This window comes from Campylobacter sp. 2018MI01, from assembly GCF_018501205.1.
In the GTDB taxonomy this organism is placed as follows: Bacteria; Campylobacterota; Campylobacteria; order Campylobacterales; family Campylobacteraceae; genus Campylobacter_E.
Genome location: NZ_JAHCZE010000113.1, coordinates 1 through 1,573 on the forward strand (window position 1 = coordinate 1; position 1,573 = coordinate 1,573).

The window sequence follows — 1,573 nt, forward strand, 5'->3', positions numbered from 1 at the left end:
ATGCTGATTTAGTTCTACCGGCTACTACTGAAATAGAAAGAAATGATATAACTAAAGCACATACAAACAAATATATCTTCGCTATGAAAGAATGTATAAAGCCTATGTATAACTCAAGAAATGATTATGATATTTTTTGTGGAATTATCAAGCATTTTGGTGAAGAAAAATACCAAGCTTTTACAGAGGGTAAAACTGCAAATGAATGGATTAAATACTTTTACGAACAATCAAGAGAAAAAGCAGCAGCAAGTGGCCTATCAATGCCAACCTTTGATGAGTTCTGGGCTAAAGGCTATGTAGAATTTAAAGCTCCTGAAGAAGCTAAGAATTTCGTAAAAATGAAAGATTTTAGAGATGACCCAATTACTAATAGATTAGGAACTCCAAGTGGTAAGATAGAAATATTTTCTAAAAAGATTGATAAGTTTGGCTATGATGATTGCAAAGGCTTAGTTCAATTTTATGAACCAGCTGAATATTTAGGCAATGCTAAAAAATATAAATTAAATCTAATCACTCCACATCCAAAGTATAGATTACACTCACAACTTAATAATACTTTTTTAAGAGATTTTGAAGAAGTAGAAGGAAAAGAAAGCTTATGGATGAATCCAATTGATGCAAAAGCTCGTGGTATTAAAAATGGAGATATAGTTCGTATATTTAATGATAGAGGGGAAATACTAGGTGGTGTTTTAGTAACTGAATATGTTAAACCTGGTGTAATTAGAATGCAAGAAGGCTCTTGGTATAATCCTAATAAAAAAGGCTTATGCTTACACGGAGATGTGAATGTGCTTATAGCTGATATTCCAAGTAGCAAACTTGCTTGTGGTAATCAAGCAACTGCTTTAGTAGAAATAGAAAAATATACTAAAGAAATTCCAGCACTTGATTTATTTAGACAACCAAAGTTTAAAGCATAAATTAAATAAAGCCTAAAAGTATATTTTAGGCTTTAAAAATACTTATTAAGATAAGTAATAAAAACAAATAATAATAAGTATAAAAACATTTATAAGGATAATAAAAAAATGAAAAAACTAATATTATTAAGTTTAATTACAAGCTCATTATTAGCTAATAATTATGCTCTAGAAAACACTCCTTTAAGTATTAATAATAAAACAATAGGAACAATTATTATAGGAACTAAGTTTGATATAGTTAAAAATGATAATAATAAAAGTGAGATAAAACTTACAGGCTATCGTCCTAAAGGTGGAAAAGCTATTTATGATACTTTAGGTGTCTTATCAAATAGCGTAAATCTTGATGATGCTAATGCTGTTAAAGTAATAGGAACTAAAGTAGATGATTATGATAATACTTGGGAAGTAGTAGAGATAGTAGCTAGTGTTGATAATACTAAGATTACAAATAAAGATATTATAGAAGATGGTAAGGCATTATTTGAAGAAAGGTGTGGTATATGCCATGCTTTACATGCTTATGATGAGTTTAGTAAAAATGTATGGCCAAGCACAATTAAATCTATGCAAGATAATGCAAGTTTAGATGAGAATGAATACTATCAAGTAGTAAAATACTTACAAAGAGTAGCTCCTGG

Annotated in this window: 2 protein-coding genes; both read left to right on the forward strand. The window is 29.0% G+C overall.

What is annotated here, in order from left to right:
* The coding region (locus tag KJQ97_RS09215; RefSeq protein ID WP_214120663.1) for a molybdopterin dinucleotide binding domain-containing protein at window positions 1-929 on the forward strand (929 nt) is incomplete at its 5' end.
* Between the two features lie 108 nt (window positions 930-1,037).
* A partial coding sequence (locus KJQ97_RS09220) for a hypothetical protein (protein WP_214119003.1) occupies window positions 1,038-1,573 on the forward strand: 536 nt, incomplete at its 3' end.